This is a genomic window from Telluria sp. LT1R51-2, from assembly GCF_059685775.1.
In genome coordinates, this window is the sequence record NZ_JCASIM010000002.1 from 22,293 (window position 1) to 44,038 (window position 21,746).

General features: G+C 62.9%; 23 protein-coding genes and 1 tRNA gene. 17 read left to right on the forward strand and 7 right to left on the reverse strand.

Annotated elements, in window-relative coordinates; all coding sequences use genetic code 11:
* Nucleotides 1–2: 2 nt before the first annotated feature.
* Together AC56LH_RS18300 and uvsE are read left to right on the forward strand one after the other, a co-directional pair.
* Nucleotides 3–941 carry a CAP domain-containing protein gene (locus AC56LH_RS18300; protein WP_499648591.1) on the forward strand — a complete coding sequence of 313 codons (939 nt, stop codon included), beginning with the start codon at nucleotides 3–5 and terminating at the stop codon, nucleotides 939–941.
* A 13-nt stretch (nucleotides 942–954) separates the two neighbouring features.
* Nucleotides 955–1,869, forward strand: a complete 915-nt coding sequence (gene uvsE / locus AC56LH_RS18305) for a UV DNA damage repair endonuclease UvsE (protein WP_499648593.1) — start codon at nucleotides 955–957, stop codon at nucleotides 1,867–1,869.
* A gap of 4 nt (nucleotides 1,870–1,873) precedes the next feature.
* Here uvsE and AC56LH_RS18310 read toward each other — a convergent pair whose 3' ends face one another.
* The gene (locus AC56LH_RS18310; RefSeq protein WP_499648595.1) at nucleotides 1,874–2,578 is read right to left on the reverse strand and encodes an alpha/beta fold hydrolase; all 705 of its coding nucleotides are present in this window, start codon (nucleotides 2,576–2,578) and stop codon (nucleotides 1,874–1,876) included.
* A gap of 9 nt (nucleotides 2,579–2,587) precedes the next feature.
* Nucleotides 2,588–3,529, reverse strand: a complete 942-nt coding sequence (epsC, locus tag AC56LH_RS18315) for a serine O-acetyltransferase EpsC (protein ID WP_183553807.1) — start codon at nucleotides 3,527–3,529, stop codon at nucleotides 2,588–2,590.
* 181 nt (nucleotides 3,530–3,710) lie between these two features.
* On the opposite strand from epsC, the gene AC56LH_RS18320 reads away from it, so the two are divergent.
* The 12 genes from AC56LH_RS18320 (at nucleotide 3,711) to AC56LH_RS18375 (ending at nucleotide 13,355) form a co-directional block, all read left to right on the forward strand.
* A complete protein-coding gene (locus AC56LH_RS18320; protein ID WP_258837374.1) occupies nucleotides 3,711–4,196 on the forward strand; it encodes an acyl-CoA thioesterase in 486 nt (161 codons plus the stop codon).
* 58 nt (nucleotides 4,197–4,254) lie between these two features.
* A tRNA-Phe gene (locus AC56LH_RS18325) sits at nucleotides 4,255–4,330 on the forward strand.
* A 796-nt stretch (nucleotides 4,331–5,126) separates the two neighbouring features.
* A complete protein-coding gene (locus AC56LH_RS18330; RefSeq protein ID WP_499648597.1) occupies nucleotides 5,127–6,407 on the forward strand; it encodes a hypothetical protein in 1,281 nt (426 codons plus the stop codon).
* A gap of 230 nt (nucleotides 6,408–6,637) precedes the next feature.
* Nucleotides 6,638–7,030 (forward strand): type VI secretion system amidase immunity protein Tai4, encoded by a 393-nt coding sequence (locus AC56LH_RS18335; protein ID WP_499649791.1) that lies wholly within the window; start codon nucleotides 6,638–6,640, stop codon nucleotides 7,028–7,030.
* Between the two features lie 235 nt (nucleotides 7,031–7,265).
* Complete coding sequence (locus tag AC56LH_RS18340; protein ID WP_499648599.1) at nucleotides 7,266–8,087, forward strand: HDOD domain-containing protein; 822 nt, start codon at nucleotides 7,266–7,268, stop codon at nucleotides 8,085–8,087.
* Nucleotides 8,088–8,527: 440 nt separating this feature from the next.
* The gene (locus tag AC56LH_RS18345; RefSeq protein WP_499648601.1) at nucleotides 8,528–9,397 is read left to right on the forward strand and encodes an alpha/beta fold hydrolase; all 870 of its coding nucleotides are present in this window, start codon (nucleotides 8,528–8,530) and stop codon (nucleotides 9,395–9,397) included.
* A gap of 188 nt (nucleotides 9,398–9,585) precedes the next feature.
* Nucleotides 9,586–10,101, forward strand: coding sequence for a peptide-methionine (S)-S-oxide reductase MsrA (msrA, locus tag AC56LH_RS18350; RefSeq protein WP_499648603.1), 516 nt, complete (start codon nucleotides 9,586–9,588; stop codon nucleotides 10,099–10,101).
* A gap of 150 nt (nucleotides 10,102–10,251) precedes the next feature.
* Nucleotides 10,252–11,250, forward strand: a complete 999-nt coding sequence (locus AC56LH_RS18355; protein ID WP_499648605.1) for a fasciclin domain-containing protein — start codon at nucleotides 10,252–10,254, stop codon at nucleotides 11,248–11,250.
* 45 nt (nucleotides 11,251–11,295) lie between these two features.
* On the forward strand, nucleotides 11,296–11,448 hold the full coding sequence (locus AC56LH_RS18360) for a DUF819 family protein (protein WP_499649793.1): 153 nt from the start codon (nucleotides 11,296–11,298) through the stop codon (nucleotides 11,446–11,448).
* A 141-nt stretch (nucleotides 11,449–11,589) separates the two neighbouring features.
* Nucleotides 11,590–12,033 (forward strand): hypothetical protein, encoded by a 444-nt coding sequence (locus AC56LH_RS18365; RefSeq protein WP_499648607.1) that lies wholly within the window; start codon nucleotides 11,590–11,592, stop codon nucleotides 12,031–12,033.
* A gap of 121 nt (nucleotides 12,034–12,154) precedes the next feature.
* Nucleotides 12,155–12,697, forward strand: coding sequence for a hypothetical protein (locus AC56LH_RS18370; protein WP_499648609.1), 543 nt, complete (start codon nucleotides 12,155–12,157; stop codon nucleotides 12,695–12,697).
* An 85-nt stretch (nucleotides 12,698–12,782) separates the two neighbouring features.
* Entirely contained in the window at nucleotides 12,783–13,355 is a 573-nt protein-coding gene (locus tag AC56LH_RS18375) for a histidine phosphatase family protein (RefSeq protein WP_499648611.1), read from the forward strand.
* A 43-nt stretch (nucleotides 13,356–13,398) separates the two neighbouring features.
* Here AC56LH_RS18375 and AC56LH_RS18380 read toward each other — a convergent pair whose 3' ends face one another.
* Nucleotides 13,399–14,094 carry an SDR family NAD(P)-dependent oxidoreductase gene (locus tag AC56LH_RS18380; RefSeq protein WP_499649795.1) on the reverse strand — a complete coding sequence of 232 codons (696 nt, stop codon included), beginning with the start codon at nucleotides 14,092–14,094 and terminating at the stop codon, nucleotides 13,399–13,401.
* Between the two features lie 175 nt (nucleotides 14,095–14,269).
* Between AC56LH_RS18380 and AC56LH_RS18385 the strand changes: the two genes are divergently transcribed.
* Entirely contained in the window at nucleotides 14,270–16,051 is a 1,782-nt protein-coding gene (locus tag AC56LH_RS18385; RefSeq protein ID WP_499648612.1) for a DUF885 domain-containing protein, read from the forward strand.
* Nucleotides 16,052–16,058: 7 nt separating this feature from the next.
* On the opposite strand, the gene AC56LH_RS18390 is transcribed toward AC56LH_RS18385, so the two are convergent.
* The 3 genes from AC56LH_RS18390 to AC56LH_RS18400 are packed head-to-tail and all read right to left on the reverse strand — an operon-like array spanning nucleotide 16,059 to nucleotide 18,753.
* Nucleotides 16,059–16,934 (reverse strand): hypothetical protein, encoded by an 876-nt coding sequence (locus AC56LH_RS18390; RefSeq protein WP_499648614.1) that lies wholly within the window; start codon nucleotides 16,932–16,934, stop codon nucleotides 16,059–16,061.
* Nucleotides 16,935–16,970: 36 nt separating this feature from the next.
* Nucleotides 16,971–17,558: a TerD family protein gene (locus tag AC56LH_RS18395; RefSeq protein WP_367612690.1), complete on the reverse strand. Its 588-nt coding sequence runs from the start codon at nucleotides 17,556–17,558 to the stop codon at nucleotides 16,971–16,973.
* Between the two features lie 37 nt (nucleotides 17,559–17,595).
* Entirely contained in the window at nucleotides 17,596–18,753 is a 1,158-nt protein-coding gene (locus AC56LH_RS18400; RefSeq protein WP_499648616.1) for a toxic anion resistance protein, read from the reverse strand.
* Nucleotides 18,754–18,909: 156 nt separating this feature from the next.
* Here AC56LH_RS18400 and AC56LH_RS18405 point away from each other — a divergent pair, with 156 nt between their 5' ends.
* Nucleotides 18,910–19,071, forward strand: a complete 162-nt coding sequence (locus AC56LH_RS18405; RefSeq protein ID WP_499649797.1) for a DUF2256 domain-containing protein — start codon at nucleotides 18,910–18,912, stop codon at nucleotides 19,069–19,071.
* Here AC56LH_RS18405 and AC56LH_RS18410 read toward each other — a convergent pair.
* Nucleotides 19,004–20,572, reverse strand: a complete 1,569-nt coding sequence (locus tag AC56LH_RS18410) for a PKD domain-containing protein (protein ID WP_499648618.1) — start codon at nucleotides 20,570–20,572, stop codon at nucleotides 19,004–19,006. The genes AC56LH_RS18405 and AC56LH_RS18410 overlap by 68 nt on opposite strands.
* A gap of 356 nt (nucleotides 20,573–20,928) precedes the next feature.
* Here AC56LH_RS18410 and aqpZ point away from each other — a divergent pair, with 356 nt between their 5' ends.
* A complete protein-coding gene (aqpZ, locus tag AC56LH_RS18415; RefSeq protein WP_499648620.1) occupies nucleotides 20,929–21,729 on the forward strand; it encodes an aquaporin Z in 801 nt (266 codons plus the stop codon).
* Nucleotides 21,730–21,746 lie beyond the last annotated feature (17 nt).

Below are 21,746 nucleotides of genomic sequence, written 5' to 3' on the forward strand. Positions count from 1 at the left end.
TCATGCGCGGTGCCCTCTTCGGGCTGGGCCTGCTGACAACGAGCGCACCGGGCTGGACCCAGCCCCTTGCTGCCGATCCACTGGCAGCACTGATCAATGCCTACCGCGCCAAACCGACCGACTGCGACGGCGCACGCGTCGCGCCGGTGACGCCGCTGGTCGCCGAACCGGTCCTGGCGCAGATCCGGATCGGTTTCGGGACCTTCATCGAATCAGCCCTGGCGCAGGCCGGCTACGCCGCCGATAACGCGGATTCCGTTGACGTCACCGGTCCGGAAGATGCCGTGGCCGCCATGAAGGTGCTGCAGCAGAGGTATTGCGAGGTGCTGCGCAGCGAACAATTCTCGGCCGTGGGCAGCTACCGTGAAGGCGCAACCTGGACCGTCGTGCTGGCCCGGCCGGCACCGCCCTTGCCCTCGACCACCTACCCGGACTGGCGCGACGCCGGCCGCGCCATCCTCGAGGCAGTCAATGTTGCACGCGCCAGCGCACGCATGTGCGGCGAGCGCGCATTTGCGGCGGCGCCGCCCTTGCAGTGGAACGCACTGCTGGGCGACGCCGCACTGGCCCACAGCCACGACATGGCCACGCGCCGCTACTTCAACCACTACGCGCAGGACGGCAGCAACCCGGCAGATCGCGCCACGCGCACCGGGTACCGCTGGGACCGGTTAGGCGAAAACATCGCCTTCGGCCAATATTCGCCACAGGAAGCGGTCGATGGCTGGATCGACAGTCCGGGGCACTGCGCCAATATCATGCAAGCCGACTTTACAGAAATGGGCGCGGCCTACGGCGTGACGGCCGACCAGCAGGCGGGCATCATCTACTGGACCCAGGTCTTCGGCACGCCGCGCCAAGGTGCCGCCAACCTTCCCCTGCCCCGGTTTCGACCCTGCCTCCGAACCCGCGCGCGCCCTGCGCCACCCTGCTTCGGCTAGACTTGCCTGCACCATGACCCTGATCGCCACGCAACCACACCTCGGCCTTGTCTGCATCACCGTCTCGAAAGAGGTGCGGTATCGCACGATCACGCGCAAGCGCCTGCTCGACCTGTCCGAAGACGGCCAGCAGCGCACGCTGGAAGACATCTACCGCGACAATATCCAGACGTTCGACAACGCCCTGCGCTACTGCGAGCGCGAAGGCATCAGGTTGTACCGGATGCCGTCGTCGATCTTCCCGTTCGCCGACGAGCCGTTCGGCCTGGCGATTCTGGAAAAATTCAAGGAAACCCTGGGCCGCTCGGGCCGGCGCGCGACCGAACGCGGCATCCGGCTCGTGATGCATCCCGACCAGTTCGTGGTGCTCAGCTCGGACTCGGAGAGCGTCGTCGCCAACAGCGTCAAGATCCTGCAGATGCACGCCGACATCATGGATTTGCTGGAGCAACCGCGTTCGCCCTGGGCGCTGCTGGAAATCCACGGCGGCAAATCCGACCGCGAAGACCAGCTGGTGGCCCGCATCGCTGAACTGCCCGAGGCAATCCGCAGCCGCCTGTGTCTGGAGAATGACGAATACGCCTACAGCGCCGACGAAATCCACGCCGTCTGCGTGCGCGCGGGCATCCCGATGGTGTTCGACGCCCACCACCACATCGTTCACGAAAAGCTCGACAGCTACGACCACCCGAGCGTCGCCGACACACTGACCAAGGCCCGCGCCACCTGGCCCGATCCCGCGCACCAGCTGGTGCATATCTCGAACGGCCGCGAAGGGTTCAACGACCGCCAGCACTCGGATCTGATTTCGGTGATGCCGTCGTCTTACCTGCAGGCGCCCTGGATCGAGATCGAGGCCAAGCACAAGGAAGACGCGATCCGCGGCCTGCACGGCTGGTGTGAGAAAGTCACGCCCGCCGCGGCGTAGTCATTCAGCTGGCGTGCAAGGCTGACACGCTTTCCAGCCACGGTACCAGCACCTCCGCCAGTGCCTGCGGCGCTTCGAGCGGGATCATGTGGCCGCTGTCGTCGATGACGGCAAACGTGGAGCCGGCAATCCCCGTATGCAGCTCCTGCGATTCGTCCAGGCTGCGCAGGCGATCGTGCCCGGCCGCGACGATCAGCGTCGGGCAGCGGATCTGGTCCAGCAGGTGCAGGTCGCCGGGCCGCTCGACCATCGACTGGTTGCGAAACGCCTCCGCCCCCAGCCGCACACCCATCTGGCGCACGCGCTCGATCAACGCGTCATCGCCCGCATTTTCAGGATGCAGCGATGTGGCAATCGCCGTGCGGCTCAGGCCCGCGAACGACACCGACGGCGCCGAGCGCGCCACAGAGCGTTTGCCCTGCTTGACCGCATCCGTATCGGGCCGGGTCGAGCTGGCGATCAAGGCCAGCGCCTCCACCCGTTCGGGCGCCTGGCGCACGATCTCGCGGGCGACATAACCACCCATTGAAAAGCCGACGAGGATGAACGACGGCGGCGCATCGCGCAGCACGCGTGCCGCCATTGCTTCGAGCGACGTGTCGTGGCGCAGGTCGGCATGCACGAGCGGGCCGAATGGGGCTAGTGGCGCGCGCAGGTCGTCCCATAACGTGTCATCGGCCATATAGCCGGGTACCAGCAGAATCGTCATCCTTGAGGCTCAGGTATTGCGCATCTGCGCCTGCGAGACATTGCTGCCCGGCGGGACGCTCTGTGTGAGCCACACATTACCGCCGATGGTCGACCCGGCGCCGATGGTAATCCGGCCCAGGATGGTGGCGCCGGCATAGATGACGACGTCGTCCTCGACGATCGGATGCCGTGCAATGCCTTTGACCAGGGCGCCGCTGTCGTCGACCGGGAAGCGCTTGGCGCCGAGCGTAACCGCCTGGTACAGCCGCACGCGCTCGCCGAGGATCGCGGTTTCGCCGATCACGACGCCGGTGCCGTGGTCGATGAAGAAGCTGCCGCCGATCTGCGCGCCGGGGTGGATGTCGATGCCGGTGAGCGAGTGGCCGATGTCGGCCACCACGCGCGCCAGGAACGGCACGCCCAGGCGCGTCAGGCAATGCGCGATGCGGTGGTACAGGATGGCGATGGTGCCGGGATAGCACAACATGATCTCGGCGACCGACGTTGCCGCCGGGTCGCCCGCGAGCGCGGCCTGCACGTCCGATACCAGCAATGCGCGCAAGGCAGGCAGCCTGGCCGCGAACTCGCGCGTGATCGCGCGGGCGCGCTCGGCCAGCACCAGGTCTTCACGCTGGGCGTCCGCACCGGTCAGTTCGGACGGCGCCGCCGGAGAAAACCGCAGCGCACGCCGCACCTGCTCGACCAGGCGATCGAGCGCCACGTTGAGCGTATCGGCGACGTAGTAATCGATGCTCTCGTCATTCAGGTCGGGGCGCCCGTAATGCGTGGGAAACAGCGCGGCCGACAGGCCATCGACGATCTGGCGCAGCACATCGCGCGACGGCAGCTCGCGCACGCGCCCTTGGTGCCGGATATTGTGGGTCGACTCGCGCGACGTGCGCAATGCATCGATGACGGGACCAAGGTGCCACTGCACCGATCCACCTTGGTATGGGAGTTCGCTGTTCATTTGCCGAGCCTAGCGGGTTTGCATGGTGATGCCACGATTTTATGGGTATTTCGGCAAGCGCGTTTGTCGGACTACTTTTTCGGCGGGTCAGCAGATCTCGGATGGCGGCGGCAGACCTTGCCGCGTGGCAGTTTCTAAGGCAACATCAGCACTCGCCCAGCCACTTGTATTGATTGCACCCATGAACCTGCCCTCCCACCAGCTCAGCATGACAGTGCTGATGACGCCCGACACGGCCAATTTCTCCGGCAACGTGCACGGCGGCACCATCCTGAAACTGCTCGACCAAGCAGCCTACGCCTGCGCCAGCCGCTACGCCGGGCGCTATGTGGTGACGATGAGCGTCGACCAGGTGACCTTTCGCCAGCCCATCCATGTCGGCGAACTGGTGACCTTTCTGGCCGCAGTGAACTTTACCGGCCGCAGCTCGATGGAAATCGGGATCAAGGTGATTGCCGAAGATATCCGCAGCAAGGCGGTGCGCCATGTGAACAGCTGCTTTTTCACGATGGTGGCGGTGGGAGACGACAAGAAGCCGGCCTCGATTCCGCCGCTGGTGCCGTCGACGCCGGATGAAGTGCGCCGCTTCGAAGAAGCCAAGGGGCGCCGCGACCTGCGTCTGGCGCTCGAGCGGGATCATGCGCAGCGGATCAGCAGCAAGGGTTGAGGTTCGGCGCGGGAGGATTGTCTGCTTGCCAAAAACGCTGCTATAATTGCGCGCTCTTGGCCTGGTAGCTCAGTTGGTAGAGCAGAGGATTGAAAATCCTTGTGTCGGTGGTTCGATTCCGCCCCGGGCCACCAAGAATATCCCTAACAAAACGCCAACCATCACTGGTTGGCGTTTTTGTTCGTCTAAGTCACAGTTCTTGTGTCTGGTCCATTTCTGGCCGCTCGTCAATTTCAAGGAACGAGGCGACACATGCCAGCACGAAGGACTTTTCCCCTCAGGCTCGAGCTCGTTGCTAAACATCGGATGTGTCTGCACTTCCTTAGCGTTGAACTGCTGAGACATTGAGCAGAGACCATCGTTTCCTAGAATCAGAATATTCTTCTAGATCAGCCTTTTGTAAGCAAACATTCTGTTCTAACGAACGTTTTACATTGTCACGTTTTTCCTTCGGTTTCCACCAACACATCCTACTAAAAATCACAACTCAGCCATAACCGCATATGGAATAATGCTTTGCTTCACTATGAAATATGGGTTTCGTACTGATACTCCAGAAAGCGGGCAATAAGTGGGATTTTTTGATAAGAAGCTGTCTTTTGGCGCACTCAGAGATGCGGTGGCAGACGCGGCAGCACAGGTCTCGGAAAAAGTAAAAAGCGTCGACGTGGCAGGCACAATCGCCAGCGCTAAGGAAACGATCGTCGAGGCCGGCGAACGGACGCTGGAAGTAACACATGCAGCGTACGAAATTACCAAAGAAAAGGCTGCCGTCGCATATGATTCAGCGGCCGAGGAGGTGCGCAATTTCGATTACACGCAGTTGAAGAGTGCCGAGTTCTACCAGGAGAATTTTAAGCATTACAAAGATCTCGGCCAGACAAGGTCTCTGAATACTTCCGCAGCACCTTCGAAATCGACAAATCGACTATGCAGATGGTCGACGACTTACGCAAACAGTTGCCGGTGCCAGCAACCACGGTCGACGATATTTTTGCCCAATGCAAGAAGGAAGCGATCCGCCGCGCAGTCGCGTCATTTGGGCTAGGCACCCTTGTAGATGATATCGACCAGCATAGCGCGGACAAGTACAACAACCTGTCTGAGAGTTACAAAAAATTCAAAGTTCGCTCCCCAGGCCTGAGCCTCCACGACAATTATGGAGAGATGCAAGACATTCGCGAGGCGGCTGCAATACGGGAAGGCATGCTTGGGACCGTGGAAAATGGCTATAACAAGGCGGAACCACTCATTATCAGCAATGCCGACATTGAACACGTCATCGCCAAGAAGGAATATTTCGATGACATCCTGATCCGCATGGGTACCACCGATGACCAGATGATCGACGCGATTAATTCGAAGGACAACCTGATCTTCGCCGATTCTTCGTTCAACAGCAGTTTGGGTGCAAAAAATCTGCTAGAGCACATCTCAGCCACAGGTAGGGAAGATGGCGACATCATCTGGATGACGATCGAAAGCACGGGCCAGGAAGTCGCGCTGAACAAGACCGACGTCCAGGAAGCTTACGAGCGCGCGAACGCCCAGCGTAACCAGCAACGGCTTGATGCGGCGGTTGAGGTTGGCACTACCGTCGTGAAAACGGGCGCGGCGCTGGCGGCCCAACAAGTGGTTGGGCTAATAGTCGTCGAAACTATCGACATTTTCGTAGACGAAATCCGCGACTTTGCCGCCAATGGCAAGCTGATCAATTCGGATGGCTGGCTGCAAAACACCAAAGATGCCACCGACAGGATCAGCCAACGCCTAGAACAGCGCTTTAAGGAACGCCATATCTGGGCACGCGCCAAGGAATTGGGCATTGAGGCAGGCGTGGCAGGTGCGCTGAGTGTGATTCCGCAGATTATTATTTCGCTGATCGTGCGAATGCCGGCTTTTGTGCTGGCGATCATTCGTGAATCCACATTGAGCGTCGTGCGTTGCGTACGCATCCTGGCAAGCAGCGACGCTAACAAACTTGCAAGCATCAGCGTTATCCTCGCTGGCACGGCGTCAGCGATTGTCAGTGTGTATGTCAGCCATGTTGTCAGCAAGGCCGTAATGACCGTACCACTGCTTAAAACTTTCGACCGCCAGGTAAGCGAAGTTTTTGCCGCATTACTCGTGACGGCTGTACCGCTGACCGCTATCTATACGTTCGATCAAAACAAGCGCAAAATGCAATTCATGCTCAACAAAGCTGCCTAACATATCGGTCACTGCTCTGTATCAGCAACAACCATAACGAACTGGAAGACAGGAGTACACCCTAGCCCGGCAATTCGACGTTGTGCTGTCAGGGGCAATGATTGAAATCTTTGTGTCGGTGATTCGATTCCGCCCTGGGACACCAAGAACTTCCCTTACAGAACGCCAACCGATCAGGTTGGCGTTTCCGCTTCTACTCCCAGGAAATCCACGCCTCCGATCAAGCCCTCATTTCTCCACAGGCTGGCGCCCGCACCTATGCGCAAAATTATAAGGACATGGTGCTGGCAACCTGTATGACACAGGCTTACCGGAATGACACGGGTGCGGCTAGTGATGCTGGAAGCAGTGCCAGCGCGTTGCGTGATTGGACCTACTTCGATATGGAGAAGAGTCCCGATGCGGTCAAGTTGCTGGTGAACCGCTATCTGGCACGGGACTATTCCAATCCGCTCGTCGAATCGGAAATCAAGGGAGTCAGGTTCGATTTTCTGAAATGCATGGACCTGTACCATAGCAAAGCGCTGGAAGACCTGGTCAAGCGGTTGGTCATTCACCCGAAGCGTACTTACAGGCAGGAAAACCCTTCGCGGGCAAGGGCTCCCGGCGCAGCCGCCAGGTAACAACTGGCTAGCTACGAACACCGTCATACCAAGGTCAAGTGCATGCGTTATCGCGGCGATGCTGGCCGCAAGGGTACTTACCGCATAGACTAGACCAAGCGGGCTTTCTGGCATCCGCTATCCTTGTGTCCGGTCTAGAAATAATTTCCCTGATTAGTTCCCAGGAGAAACAGCTGTGCTATCGTGAAATTTCAATGTCATTCCATCGCGCGACCGTCAACCTGTCGCAGCGGCGATGTTCTGTTGGAGAATTGCCATGAGCGAGTTATCGTCTTTTTTTCATGCAGTAAAATTGCCCGTCATTTCAGAAGTTGCCCATGCATTGATCAAAACCCTCGATGATGAGGATGCGTCGGCCACTCAAATCAGCGCGATCATCGCGCGCGATCCCGCCCTCACCGCCAAGCTGATGCGCCTGGCCAACAGCGCCCGCTTCGGCGCTGCGCGTGGCGTAACGTCACTCGACGATGCCATCGCGATGGCGGGCCTTGGGCACGTGCGCACCCTGGCCCTGGCTGCCTGCTTCGCCGAAACTTTCCCGGACCTGCCGGGCCTCGATAGCGACGAGTTCTGGAAAAGCAGCATGGCCTGCGCCGGCTACGCCAAGTGGCTGGCCGTCTGCCGGGGCGACGATGGCCAGGATGCCTGGCTCGCAGGCATGATGATGCGGCTTGGCGAACTGCTGATCTACCAGGCGGCGCCGGCAACGTTTGCCGAGATCGAGGAGCAACCCCACCTGCCAGGCGGACGGTGGGAACGCGAGACGCGACTGCTGGGCTTTTCGGAGGGGCACATTACCGCCGAACTTTGTCGTCGCTGGAATTTTCCTGTCGTCATTGTGAACGCATTACAAAGCGCATCCGATCCAATGGCGGCCCACCCGTTCAGCAAACTCGGGGCCATCATCCACCTGGCCAGCCTGCTGGCCGACACACCGAGCGACGATCCGGCCATTCTCGAGAGCTTGCCGCACGACGTCGTCACCGCTTTGCAGCTGAACCGCGAGTGGATGCACAAAAAATTTCCGTCCCACGCTTCCTTCTCGGCCGCGCCATGACGCGCCTGGTCGCGCTCACCGGCAAAGCCGTCTGGCGATGCGCGCGACCGGCAGCCTGGGCAATCAACTCACAAGCCTGCGTGCGACCGGCGTTATTCGGGTCATCGGCTACGCGGGACTGAAACGCCACGCCCCACATTCGAGATTCGCCAGTACGGGGCCTACACAGTCGCCGAGGTGGTGATGCCGCCCCACCGCCGAGGATGCGGGAAACCGCGCTTTTCCCATTTTGGCCGGCTATATCTTTGGCAAGAACAAGGGCGAACGCAAGCTTGCCATGACCTCCCGGTGACCCAGGCGCCGGTCCCGGCCAAGCTGGTCGTTTGTAGCCGATCGCCCCAGCTCGTCATCCCTGGCCAACGTCCCTACCGGACGCAGTCGTTATGCCCGTTGCGGTACGCTTATCGCATATGCACACCAGTGCGATGAGAGGATCAATCATGCATCACATTCGCTGCGGCGCAGGCAAGCCCTTGCTTCTGATTCATGGCCTGGGCGGCCATTGGCAGAGCTGGAATCCCATCCTGGCCGATCTCGCGACCCGGCGCGAAGTCATCGCGGTGGACCTGCCAGGCTTTGGCCAGACACCGAGACTCAATGGCGAAACCTCGATCCACACGCTGGCGGATGAAACAGCCGCCTTCCTGCACGCCCAGGGCTTGACCGGTATCGACGCCGTCGGCAGCTCGATGGGCGCGCGGCTGGTGCTGGAACTGGCGCGGCGCGGTGGCGTCGTTGGCGGCGTGGTGGCGCTTAATCCGGGCGGCTTCTGGCAAGGCTGGGAGCGGCACGCGTTCTTCAGTTCGATCTACCTGTCGATCCGGCTGCTGCGGCTGCTGCGCCGCGTATTGCCAGAAATCTGCGCCAGCCCGATTGGCCGCGCGCTGCTGCTGGCGCAATTCTCTTCCCGGCCAACCAAGCTGGCGCCGGACATCGTGACCGATGAATTGTGCAGTTACGTGGCCTCGCCGGTGTTTGACGAAATGCTCGCTCAGCTTGCTTATGGCGAAGAGCAGCAAGGCGCGCCCCGCAACAGCATCACGCAGCCGCTTGTCATTGGCTGGGGACGACGTGACCGGGTCTGCTTCCCATGGCAGGCCAGGCGGGCACTGGCTCTGTTCCCGGATGCCCGACTGCACTGGTTCGAGCGATGCGGCCATTTCCCGCATTGGGACGCGCCAGCGGAAACCGCACAGTTGATCCTCAGCGCACTGGCCGGCACGCACGCCACTGCTGCTGCCGGACTTGCCTATGCGGGCGATAGCCCCCATCTTGAACAATCCCTGAGTCTGCAACTGCCCGCCCGCTGATATTAACGGCCTGGCACGTTGATCGCCACGCAGCGTCGCCCGCATCGTTGCCCGGCTTGGTTGAATGCAACGATGCGGTGGGCTGCGAGACTGTCATGTGGCAAAAATAGGGCAGGTGCGACGACGAACGCGTCAACGTGGGAAGATAGACGCTATCGACTCACGACTTATTCAAGCAAAGGAACTCAATGACACAGCAAACTGAAACCGCGATCCTGGCCGGAGGCTGTTTCTGGGGCATGGAAGATCTACTGCGCCGCATGCCGGGCGTGCTGTCCACGCGCGTCGGCTACACCGGCGGCGACGTGCCCAACGCGACCTACCGCAACCATGGCACGCACGCGGAAGCGCTCGAACTGGTGTTCGATCCAAGCCAGATCAGCTATCGCCGGATTCTCGAATTTTTCTTCCAGATCCACGATCCGACGACCCCGAACCGCCAGGGCAATGACCGGGGCATGAGCTATCGCTCCGCCATCTATTATCTCGACGATGCACAAAAGCAGATGGCCGAGCAGACCATTGCCGACGTCGACGCATCCGGCCTCTGGCCCGGCAAGGCTGTCACCGAGATCGCTGCAGCAGGGCCTTTCTGGGAAGCCGAACCGGAACATCAGGATTATCTGGAACGCATTCCGAACGGCTACACCTGCCACTTCATCCGCCCGGACTGGAAACTGCCGGCGCGCCCGGAATCGACGTAATCCCGGCTCGGCCGGGTCATTGGGTGCCGGCCGAGGATGCAATATCCTCGGCCTGGCCGCTCGATGGAAAAGCGGATAGGGCGACGTCAAGTCAAACCACATCCGATTGATCCTGACCATCGGTTGCACGCTGAAGCGGAACTCCTACGGATGAACATCAGTCCAAAAGGACGTTCATCCGGAGGTGCAACCATGAGATCGATCCTGAAATGGCTTGGTGCGTTAAGTTTGGCAGTTCTTCTGTCGTCCTGTGGAAGCAGTGACGACGATCTCGGCAATGTCGCCGAGGTCGCTCAAAAGAATGGATTCACAGCATTGCTGGCAGCGGTCGACAAGGCAGGCATTGCCAGTACATTGACCGCCGCAAATGCCGACCTCACGGTTCTGGCACCCACCGATGCGGCCTTCGGCGCACTGGCGACACAACTCGGCTTTGCCAATGCCGGCGCCATGGTGGCGGCACTGCCGGCGGCCGACCTGGGCAAGATACTGCGCTACCACGTGATCCCTGGCGCCAGGTCCTCGGCGGCACTGGGCACCACCGGTGCGACCCTGGCGACAGCCTACTTCTTCGACGGCGCAGCTGCCCGACTCGCACTGAACACCTCTTCCGGTGTCGCGTTCACCGACGCCGTGCTGGCCAGAGCCAGCGTGACAACGGCCAATGTGTACGCCGACAACGGCATCATCCACGGGATCGACAAGGTCCTGATACCGCCCGGCGTGCTCAATATCGTGCAGATGGCCCAGGCCAATCCAGCCTCTTTCAGCTCGCTCGTCGCCGCAGTCGTGGCAACCGGCCTGGCGCCTGCGCTCAGTGCAAGTGGCCCATTTACCGTCTTTGCACCCAACAATGCCGCATTCGCCTCGGCGCCCACGGGCCTGACGACGTCACAGCTCACATCGGTCCTGACTTATCACGTGTTGCCGGCACAGGTCCTGTCTGGCGCCATACCGTTCGGCACGCCAGTGGCGACGCTGGCGACGACAGCCCTCGACGGATCGACGGTGCCGGCCCAGTCCATCACGATCAACCGCAATCTGACGATCACCGACACCACGGCAGCGCCGGCCACCATCCTGGCAACTGACGTACGCGCCAGCAACGGCGTCATTCACGTCATCGGAAAGGTGTTGATTCCCAAATAGGTACCGTCTGGCCATGACAACGCCGGCCGCCTCTCGCAAGCCAATATCGGCGCGGCAGCATCGGCGCCAGTGGTGGCCAGCGCCTTCCACCCGGCGCTCGCGCCGGTCGGCGTGTTGCTCGCCGTGCTGGGCTATGCCCTGGGCACCTATGGCGCCTACATCACGGGGATTTTCCTGCGCGCGATTGCTGGCGGGTAAACCTAGCCGCTGGCACACGCGGCTTAAGGGTGACCTCATCAGCGGGCTGTTAGAATTTGCGACAATCTTTCCCTATTTATTTGCAGGAGTATTCAAATCCTCGGCTTTCTCGTCAAACTGGCAATCGGCAAGCCAAAACTGGTGCTTGCCTTGGTGGTGGCGCTGCTGGCAGTGTTGGCTGGCACGATCACCTATACCGGCTACCTCGTGATCGGGGTCGTGGCCGAGTATCTCGGCACGGGCCGGTTCGCGGCCGGCTTTCTGCTTGGTATTCTGTTCGCCAGATTTCCTTCGGTTAGCCAGGGCAAGCTGCGCCTTGTTGGCCTGCTGCCCAAGCCTGTCCGTCGCCCGCTCATGGTGACCCTGGTCGCACTCTGCCTGCTGCACTTCGTGTGGCAAGGCGACTACGTGCCGGCTTTGTTCACCGGGTTTGTAACGACCTTTCTTGTTGCCTTTCCCTGGTTGCGCAAGACCCTGTTCGACCGGGTGTCCTCGTCGTTCTTCAAGTTCATGCCTGGCCGGCGCCCGCAAGAACGCAACGACGACATGGTGATCGAGGGTGAATTCAAGGAACGCAAAGAGTAAGGCCTGAGCGCCGTCGGCAATGGGCGACGACGCGTGCAGAAGGTGCAGCCGCATCCCTCTTGCATGCAAGCCGTATGGCGCTCAGTGGTATGCTGCGCCCTTAAACTCCGAAGCCAATGCCATGACCAATAAAAAACAGCCTTCCGCCCGTCAGCCAGCCGAGATGCCCGCCGGCCGGACTGAAAATCCTTTCCTCGACCTCGAGTTCTACCAGCGCATGCGCGACTACACCGAGCGCGATGCCGCCTTTTCGAAGGAGCTGAAGGCCATTGGCGACAGCGGCGCAGGCAAGCACAGCACCGACATTCGCGAGGCGCCGTCACTGGCATTGCTGCGCGCCGTCGTCAAGAAAGGCTTGTCGCTGGAAACCATGTTGGGCCGCATGACGCAGGGTGTGGAACTGGGCTTGTGGGAACCATGGATGAGCGCCTTCGGCATCGAGATCCGCGGCGTCAACTACGCAAAAACAGAGCAGCGCAATGCCCGCCTGGCGCTCGACATGAGCCTGGCGTGCAAGGTCAATTCGGTGTTTGCCAATGCAGGCGTCGTCAACTGGCGCAGCCTGGTGGCGCAGGATTGTGCGCAGATCCAGATCGACAAGCCGACCGAGAAATCCGGCGCCAAGGTGTACGCCATTTTCTTTCTGGATGCGCCAGCGAAATGATGTGTACCGGCGTGACGTGTAGCAGCGTGACGCCTGCCAGCTGATCATCCAAACCATCCAACGATCCCCGCCACCAGGAGCCCTCATGGACCGACGCCACTTTCTGGCCGCACTGGCGGCATGCGCAGCGCCCGTTGCCGGAGCCGCCACATCGCCTTGGTCGCTGCTCCAGCGCGGCGGCTACGTGATCCTGATGCGCCACGCCGCCACGGTGCCGGGCATCGGCGATCCGCCCGGTTTCAAGCTCGGCGTGTGCTCTACCCAGCGCAACCTGTCGCAGGCGGGTCGTGCGGATGCCACCAGGATCGGCGCAGCCTTTCGCAAGCATGGGGTGCCGCTCGGCCCGGTGCTGTCGAGCCGCTGGTGCCGCTGCGTGGACACCGCCCGGCTCGCGTTCGGCCGGGTCGAGCCCAGCGAGATGGTCGATTCAATGTTCCAGGACGACGACGCGGCGCGCGAGCGCAAGCTGGCGCAGCTGCGCACCTATCTGGCGGACTACAAGGATCCCGGTAACCTGGTGCTGGTGACCCATGACGTGAATATTCGCGCACTGGTTGGCAAATATGTCGAACAGGGCGACATCGTCATCGCTGCGCGCAGCCCCGATGGCGCCTTGCGCATCGAAGCGACGGTGCCGGTGGCGCAGCTCGCTAGCTGACCGGCTCGGTACGCGCTCCCATGGCGCGACCGGGCCTGCCGCTCTACCAGGGCAATTCAGCACCGTTATAGGATCTGAACGAACCGCTGTCGGCCGGCGTCAGCGCATCGAGTACCTGCAGCATGTCGGCGGCGGCGGCCTGGGCCGGTCGGCCGATGATCTCGCCACGAAACGGCTTCGACAGCCGTGAATTCACGGTCCCCGGATGCAGGGCGACCAGCACACTGTTCTTCTGCGTGCGCGCGACTTCGATCGCCGCGGTTTTCACCAGCATGTTCAGGGCCGCCTTCGACGCGCGGTAGCTGTACCAGCCACCCAGGCGGTTGTCGCCGATGCTGCCCACCTTGGCCGACAACATGGCCATGATGGCGCGCTCGCCTGCCAGCAACGGCGCAAAATGACGCATGACCAGCGCCGGACCGAACGTGTTCGCCATGAAGGTTGCCTGCATCTGCGGATAGTTCAGGTCGGCCAGGCGCTTCTCGGGCATCGTTGCGCCGTCGTGCAGCACGCCGGTTGCATTCACGATCAGGTGATAGCGCGGTCCGCTGGCGAGCGCATGTGCCGCAGCGGCGACACTGGCCTCATCCGCGAAATCGATCGCGGGCGCCGACTGGCGGTGCAGCCCCCGCACCGAGGCGCAGCGTGGCGACTGTTCCAGCAGATCGACAAAGGCCGCGCCGATCGTCCCCGAGGCGCCGATGACCAGCGCGTGAAATTGATCCGGCAAACTGTTCATCATGATGTCGTGCTCCGCGGTTGTACGTGCATCGAGTGTACCGAAGGCAGGTCGTGTCATCACTGTGCTGCGACGACAACGCCGGGTCAGTGCACGGGCTGACCCGTGCTGCTGCACGATCATTCCCCGGCAGCCCCATGCTATTCTTGCATCGCCCCGACCACCACGAGACCCCATGACCCGCTCGCTTTCCCTGCTCCTGTGCACGCTGCTGTGCGCCGCCCTCCCCGCCATGGCCCAGGTCAAAACGCCAGCCACGCCGGAAACAATGAACCAGCTGTATGCCGCCTACTGGGAAGACTACCTGCGCGAAAATCCGATCGCCGCGACTTTCAATGGCGACGCGCGCTACAACGACCGCTTCGGCCCCGTCTCGTCGGCCGAGGAGCGCAAGCAAAGCCGCGCGCTGTCGGAAAAATATCTCGCGGCCAGCGCCAAGTTCGATCCGGCGCCGCTGCCGGCCGAAGACCGCATCAGCTACGATCTGCTGCGCTACCGCCTGCAGCAGGTGCTCGACGGCCTGCGTTTCCCGTCCGACCTGGTGCCGGTGGACCAGTTCTCGGGCCTGCACCTGATGATGGCCCAGCTGGGTTCCGGCGCCTCGACGCAGCCGTTCCAGACGGTCCAGGATTACGACAACTGGCTGGCGCGCGCCGTCGGCTATGCCCCGGCCGTCGACAACGTGATTGCCGACATGCGCCTCGGTATCAAGCAGGGCATCGTGATGCCGAAGGCCTTGATCAGCCGCGTCTTGCCGCAGCTCGAGAGTGTCGGCAGCGACGATCTGGCCACCAGCACCTACATGGGCCCGGTAAAGAAGTTCCCGGCCTCGTTCAGCGCCGCCGACAAGGCGCGCCTGACCGACGCCTACGGCAAACTGGTGCGCGAACAGCTCGCGCCCGCCAACCGCAAGCTGCTCGCGTTCATGCGCGACACCTACCTGCCAGCCGGCCGCACCACGGCCGGCATCGGCGCCCTGCCCGGCGGCAAGGAATGGTATGCGTTCCGCGCGCGCCAGTCGACCACGACCGACCTGACGCCGGCGCAGATCCACGACATTGGCCTGTCGGAAGTGGCGCGCATCCGCACCCAGTTCGAAGAGGCCAAGGTGCGTGTGGGCTTCAAGGGCACGCTCAGGCAATTTTTCGACCACCTGAACAATGCGCCCGAGCTGCGCTTCAAATCGCGCGAGGAAATCCAGGCCGCCTATGAAGGCGTGCGGCCGCAGGTCGAAGCCAAGGTGGGCCAGCTGTTCGCGAATGTGCCGAAAGCGCCGTTCGAGATTCGCCCGGTCGAAGCGTTCCGCGAAGTGAGCGCGGCGCCGGCGTCGTACCAGCGCGGCTCGGTCGACGGCAAGCGGCCCGGCATCTTCTATTACAACGCCTACAAGCCCGAGACGCGCACGCGCTTCACCACCAATGCGTTCTTCCTGCATGAGGCGATTCCCGGCCACCACTTCGAGCGCAGCCTGGCGCAGGAAACGACCGGCCTGCCGGCCTTCCGCCGCTTTGGCGGCAGCACCGCTTTCTCGGAAGGCTGGGGCCTGTACAGCGAAATGCTGGGCCAGGAAATCGGCATGTACGACGATCCGTGGCAGTGGATCGGCCGCCTGACGGCCGAGATCTGGCGCGGCGTGCGCCTGGTGGTCGACACCGGCATCCACGAAAAAGGCTGGACGCGCGAACAGGCCATCGCCTACTTCATGGACAACGTGCCGCAGAACGAAGTGACGGCGGTGCAGGAAGTCGAGCGTTATATCGCGGTGCCGGGCCAGGCGCTGAGCTACAAGATCGGTGAACTCAAGCTGCGCGAACTGCGCTCCCGCGCTGAAAAGACGCTGGGCAAGGACTTCGACCTGCGCGCCTTCCACAACGAGGTGCTGTCGCACGGCGCGGTGCCGCTCGACGTGCTGGAAGCGGCGACCGACCGCTGGATTGCGGCGCAGAAGAAAGGCTGAACCGCAGCTAGTTACCGCCCTGCGCCTGCACCATCTCGATCGCGGGCAAGGTGACCGTCAGGAATGACGACACCTGCCCGATGAGTTCGGCAGCCTGCTGCCGGACTTGCCCCATCTGCAGAATCGACAGCTCGGCTTGGCGCACTGCCTGCTGGAGCAGCGTGCGGCGCTGCACGAGCGCGTCGAGCAAGGCGACATCGGCCGAATCGCCGGCCAGTGTCGAGACCACCGCCAGCGCGGCCGAATGCAGGCTCAGATTCTGCGCCGACGCTTCCAGGTCGCGCGTGGCGACATCGCTGTCGGCGATCAGCTGCACCAGTTGCGCGCGGGCAGACGTCAAGGCTGGCTTGAACTCCACGGGCGACGTCGCGCGCCGAAACAGCTTGCCGAACATGCCCGCCGGCGCGCGGGTAGTCTCGAGCGCCGCATCAAGCAACACTGGCACTGCCATCTGCGTGAACGTCAGCACCAGCTCGATCACGGGCCGCAGCAATGCAGCCTGCTCCATCAGCGGCGCCTCGCCCCATTCCGTTACCAGAGACAGCCTGACCGGCAAGATGCGGCGGAACAAGGCGGCAAAGCGTTGTTCGGCGTGCGCAAACAAGACTGGATAGTCGGCCCTGGCAATGGCCAGCGCATCACGCACCGCCGGATGATCTTCGCTGTCGAACAGCGCCCTGGGCGCAGCCTTCGCAGTAGCGCCTGACGCCGCCGGGACGGCTGGCAGGTCGTCGAATGACAGCGGCCTGGGCGGGCTGTGGCGTACGGGCGGCACCGCTTCGACATGCGCGTCGCCGAAATCGAGCGCGCGCGGCGTGGCCGGCGCCTCCACCGGATCGGGAGGCGCCTCGGCCGCCTCACCGAAATCAAATGGCTTGGGCATCAGCGAACGGTGGTCGACCAGCGCGCGTGACCGGCCTCAGACCGTGCCGCCCAGCTTGCGGATGAACGTCGCCAGATTGAGCTTGAAACCGGCGCCGACCGCCTGGAAGCGCCATTCGCCATCCCGGCGATACAGCGAGCCAAACTGCAGCGCGGTCTTGTCCGAGTAGTCTTCGTTCAGGTCGTATTGTGCGATCGTCTCGCCGGTGTCGTCGTTGTACACCTTCACGTAGGCGCCACTGACGCGGCCAAAATTCTGCTTGCGCACCTCGGCGTCGTGGATCGTGACGACGATCGGCATTTCCACCACGGCCGCTTCGACCCTGGCCAGGTCGACGATGATGACTTCGTCGTCGCCATCCTTGTCGCCCGTGCGGTTGTCGCCCGAGTGCACCACCGCGCCATCGGGCGACGTGGTGTGGTTGTAATAGACAAAGTGGGCGTTGCTGATCATGACCGGGTGGTCGTCCGCGTCCTTCTTGCACAGGAAGACAGATGAATCGAGGTCGAACGCCTGGCCTTCGGCCGCATTGACCTTCCAGCCCAGGCCGATACGAACGCGCTTCAGGCCCGGCGCCGTCTTTTCGAGGTTGATGCGGTGGCCGGTTTCGAGCGTGGTCGACATGGATATTCCTTTATGAATGTGATGGGTCGGGTCGTGATTACTGCGCGCCGGGCGTTGACGCCGACGAGAAGCGCGTGATCAGTTCGCGCTCGAGTTCCTGCAACTTCGGTAGCTCGTCCCTGCGGCGCTGCTGGCCTTCGTTCGAGATTTGCTCGAGCTTGTCGAATGCGGTCATCAGCTGCGTCTGCACGTGCTGGGCGGTTTCCAGGCTGACGATCGAACGCTGCTTGACGCGCGCCACGGTCTCGGTATTTTCCAGCAGCATGTCGGCCTGGGTGCGGAAGGCAGCGTCGGTCGCGTCGTAGGCGGCGTTGGCCACGGCTGCGCTCTGCTTGGCTTCGAGCTGCAGAAGGTACAGCGAGAACACGTTGCGCCAGGCCGGGATGGACACGTTGACGATATCGGTGAAGGTGTCGGTCAGCGCGCGCGCATTGTCTTGCGACAGCCGGATTTGCGGCACCATCTGCGTGGCCATCAGCATGGCGCGGCGCAGGTCATCGATGCGCTTTTCGAGCCGCTCCAGGCGCCGCCGCAGTTCGGTCGCCTGCTGCGCCTCGAACGCATTGGCGGGCGCTGCCTGCTGCGCAACAGCCTGCTGCAATTTGGCGGCCCATGCCTCGCCCTTTTTGACGTCGGCGTCCAGGCCCTGGTAGTAGATTTCCAGGCCCTTGTACATTTCGTCGAAATCGCTAATGCGGCCGCGGTGCACGTTGGCATGGCGCGTCATTTCGGCGACCAAGGTGTCCATGCGCGATTCGACCACCTGGTACTGCGACAGCATCTTCTCCTTGACCGAGCCAAACATGCCCGTCACGCGCGCCATCAGGCCACCCGAACGCAGCTTGGCCGGGTCGAGCCCCTTGGCAGTGGCGATCAGTTCGTTCAGCTGCGCGCCGAAGACATCGGCGTCGGATGCGCGCACGGTGCCCAGCAGCTTGGCCGACACCTTGGCCACGCTCGCACCGGTCGCGCCGCCCAGGGACTCGATGGCCTTGTCGTCAATGCCCGAGATATCGACGCGCACCAGCGGCGCCGCGCTTGCCTCGGGCCGCAATGCCGGCAGCACGTCGGTGCCGGCAGGACTGAACAAGGGCGGCAGCGCCGGCGCCGTGGTTGCCGGCACTGCGGTTGGCATTGCGCCCGGCGCTGCGGATGCTGCGTTCGCTTCTTCTTCGGCGGAGAACAGCGGCTTCATGGCATTCCTTCGGGTATGAGGTGACAATATTGATAGCTTACCACCGGTCAAACCGGCTGAGCGAGTGTCACCTGACGGCTGCGCCTGACGTCGTTGTCACGATACGGATGCCATGTGTCGGGGCGCGCCCGCAACCGCTACAATCCCTCCATGAAAATGCGCAAGAAATCCGAGCTGCCTACCAAGATCTGCGCCCACTGCGCGCTACCGTTTGCCTGGCGCAAGAAGTGGGCGCGCGACTGGGAGCAGGTCAAATATTGCTCGGAACGGTGCCGGCGTGCGGCGCCGCCGGACCGGTCACCACCACAGTCCGGCTGACGGTCGTCCTGCGCCCGTCGCGCCCCACCACCGTCGCCGTCACCGCATACACGCCGGGCGTTGAAAAGCTGTGACTGGCGCTCGCGCTGCCGACGCCACCGTCTTCCACGATTTTGCGCGCCGCCCCGCTACTGCCGTCACCCCACGCCCAGTCGACGCTGCGCGTGCCGGTCCGGTCGCCATCAACGAAGCTGACCGATGCCTGCAACGGCATGCCTGCCTCGACCTGCGCAGGCAGGATCAGCGGCCCCAGCGTGTGCCCGCACTTGCATTCCTGATCTGGCCTCAGCAGCACCAGCCCCGCATTCGATCCCGCCACGATCGCGCCGCTGTCATTGATGGCCAGCGCCTGGTCCAGCACGAGACCCGGCGGCGCATGGCGCAGCGCCCGGTTCAGGTCAAGCATGCCGCCTGCGGCGCTCCAGACGAAGGCGCGAGCGGTACCAAACCGGTCTTCGGCAAAACCGGCGATCTGGCCACGGGTGTTGACATCGAGCGCGACCGACGTCCTACCACCCAGTGTGCCGAGTTCGCGCATCCCGCGCTGGCGCGTCCACGACATCGCTCGTTGACGCCCATCCGGATACCCGATGCTCCCGGCGATGTGAAGACCGGGCGTCATCGCGTGGACCGATGCCGTGGAACCGCGGCCGGTGCCAAGGTCGACCATACCGGTGGCGCGCGTCCATAGAAACGGGCGCTCGCCGTCGTCGTCGAACGACGCGAGCCGGTTGCCGGCCACCTCGCCCCCTGCCCCGACGGCCACCGGTGACGATTCGACGCTGCCCAGCGTGTCGATGTCGATGAGCCCATCCGAACGTGTCCAGACGAAGGCGCGCGTGAACTCGTCATCGATCGTCGTCACGCCGGCAACCAGGCCGGCGTCGCCCAGCACACGGCCGGCCGCAGGTGCCGGGATGCCGGGCGTGACGCCCAGGTCTTCGACGCCGCTCGCAACGCTCCAGCGAAACGGATGCGCGGCATCGCCCATCGCACCGGTGACGACACCGCGGTTGTTGATGGCCCAGCCATACGAACGACCACGGGATGGGGCGGCGCGCAGGTCGAGCATGCCGCCGCGCATGCTCCAGACGAACGCATTCTCGACGCCAGCGTTATTGAGCGAGGTGCCGGCGACCTGCCCGGCATCGTTCAGGTCGTTCACATACACGGTGCGGCCGCCCAGTGAACCCAGTTCTCGAACGGCATTGCCATCGTAAAAGTAACCGTCCGTATGATCGCCATGGATCAGCGAGAACGCGACCTGCTCGGACGCATTGATGCGTGGATAGGCCGCGATCGCGCCCGTGCCCAGATTGATTACGCGGTAGGCGGCAGGCGATACGCGCGCGCTGCCATCGGCATGGATCGACGCTGGTGCCGACTGCGCCAGCGCGGGACTGGTTGCCGCGAGTACCAGCGACCCTGCCCGCAAGCCCATGCACGCCAGCCACCGCATGGCGCTGGCAACCGATACCACCTTCCCCCAAATCCAATGCATGATTTCTCCAGTCAATGTTAAGCAGCGCAAATCGGTCGAGACCCGGCACCATCGGCGATGTCGGGCAGCGCGCCAATCATGCACGGCGCCGCGCACGTACGGTACGGCGCGCGCCGGAATCTCGCGCTGGTTTGTGCAGCGCCAATGTACGCGCGGGCGGTCAATTTTCTGCAGACACGAGATGCACAGTCCGTGGAACCTCGGGTGGCGCACGGTGTCCTATCAACACCTGCGGCCGTCGACACTGCCACCATGTTCTCCACCGGTATCCGCTGGTGTCCGCTGCTGTCGACTGCTGCTGTCGGCTGCTGTCGGCTGCTGTTTCACATTGCAATAGTGATCCGAAGGAGACCACGATGAAAATCTACGGCGCCGAGTTTCTCGGCACATTCTGGCTGGTCATGGGCGGGTGCGGCAGCGCGGTGCTGGCTGCCGCATTTCCCGAACTGGGCATCGGCCTGCACGGCGTCGCCCTCGCCTTCGGTTTGTCCGTGCTGACGATGGCGTACGCGATCGGCCATATCTCGGGTTGTCACCTGAATCCGGCGGTCTCGATCGGCCTGTGGGCCGGGGGCCGCTTTCCCGCGCGCGAGCTGTTTCCTTATATCGTGGCGCAGGTCGCCGGCGGCCTCCTCGCCGGTGGCGTGCTGTATGTGATTGCCAGCGGCGCCCCTGGGTTTGACAGCGCCAATGGCTTTGCTGCCAATGGCTACGGCAATCATTCGCCAGGCGGCTATTCGCTGCTGGCGGGGCTGCTGAGCGAAGTGGTCATGACCACGTTCTTCCTGCTGATTATCCTGGGGGCGACCGACCAGCGCGCTCCCGCAGGTTTTGCGCCGGTTGCAATCGGCCTTGCGCTGACCCTGATTCACCTGATCAGCATTCCGGTCACAAACACGTCGGTCAATCCTGCGCGCAGCACGGCGGTCGCCGTGTATGCCGGCGACTGGGCCGTGGTGCAGTTGTGGCTGTTCTGGATCGCGCCCATCGCGGGCGCCTTGCTCGGCGCTGCGCTCTACCGCGTCATCGGTGCGCAGGCGCCTGTGCCGGAGGCAGCCGACGCGCGCGCCTACGGCCACGTGGAGCGACGCCAGCGACAGGTGCGCGGCAGCGGAGGCGGTCGCGAGCAAGGTCAACATCTGCGTCCAGGCACCTGATCGGCGCGGACTACCTG